Source organism: Dactylosporangium sucinum, assembly GCF_014647515.1.
Lineage (GTDB): Bacteria > Actinomycetota > Actinomycetes > Mycobacteriales > Micromonosporaceae > Dactylosporangium > Dactylosporangium sucinum.
The window spans coordinates 88,852-90,085 of record NZ_BMPI01000050.1 but is presented as its reverse complement, the minus strand read 5'-3'; the positions used below and the strand labels follow the sequence as shown (position 1 = coordinate 90,085).

Genomic DNA, 1,234 nt, shown 5'->3' with positions numbered 1-1,234 from the left:
AGCTGGCCTTCGGTCAGCATCACACCAGGATCGACGACCGACCCGACATAACGCAACCAGCATCACGCAACACTAGATGGTGCCCAGTAGGGTCGTCGCTGCTGCTGTGTGCGCAGGTCAGCCTGCAGATCGGCGAGGGTGGGTTCAAGTGGCGAGTGAGCACGAATACATGGAGTGCATGCGCAAATGAGCGTCTGCGCGTGGGCCAGATTGCGCAAAGGGTCAGTTATGCGTCTGAAGGCACGCTGTCGGCAACGGACGCGGTAGGTGTGCGCGGGGACGACGTCTTGCCCGACCGAATCGTCCACACGGGACCACCCCCGCGTACGCGGGGACGGCCGGGCACACCCGACCTCGCACCACCCCGCCGGCGGACCAAACCCGCGTGCGCGGCGACGACAACTGCTACAGCTGGACCAGGTCCGTGCGGATGGGACCACCCCCGCGTGCGCGGGGACGGCGAGGCCTCAGGAACGAGCCGCGCTCCGGTCATCGGACCACCCCCCGCGTGCGCGGGGACGACCTCTGCGTAGCGGAGGCCCCCGGTGCGCCACCGGGACCACCCCCGCGTGCGCGGGGACGACATCCCCGGCTGTGACGCGGTGGCCGCGGACCCGGGACCACCCCCGCGTGCACGGGGACGACATGTCGCGCTGGCTCACGACGTCGATGTGCTGAGGACCACCCCCGCGTGCGCGGGGACGACGACGCGTTCTCCGAGCGCTCGTACGCCGTGTCGGGACCACCCCCGCGTGCGCGGGGACGACTCCCGGCCGTCGACCCGCCCAAGTCCGCACCCGGGACCACCCCCGCGTGCGCGGGGACGACCAGACGCCGCTGTTGGCCGGGATCTGCCAGCACGGACCACCCCCGCGTGCGCGGGGACGACTCCCGGCCGTCGACCCGCCCAAGTCCGCACCCGGGACCACCCCCGCGTGCGCGGGGACGACCAGACGCCGCTGTTGGCCGGGATCTGCCAGCACGGACCACCCCCGCGTGCGCGGGGACGACGGCACATTCACCATGCGGTGGATCGATCGACAGGGACCACCCCCGCGTGCGCGGGGACGACGAGGCGTAGCCGCCCTCTTTGTGCAGAGCATCCGGACCACCCCCGCGTGCGCGGGGACGACGACGCCGGGTGACGTAGGGGTGTGGGGGAGCTTGGACCACCCCCGCGTGCGCGGGGACGACAGCAGCTCCCGGATCTGCGGCCAGTGGATGGCCGGACCAT

At 72.0% G+C, this 1,234-nt stretch carries 1 CRISPR repeat array.

Features of this window, described 5'->3' with window-relative positions:
• Nucleotides 1-311: 311 nt before the first annotated feature.
• A CRISPR array of direct repeats spans nucleotides 312-1,194; the repeat unit is 28 nt; unit sequence GGACCACCCCCGCGTGCGCGGGGACGAC.
• Nucleotides 1,195-1,234: the final 40 nt, after the last annotated feature.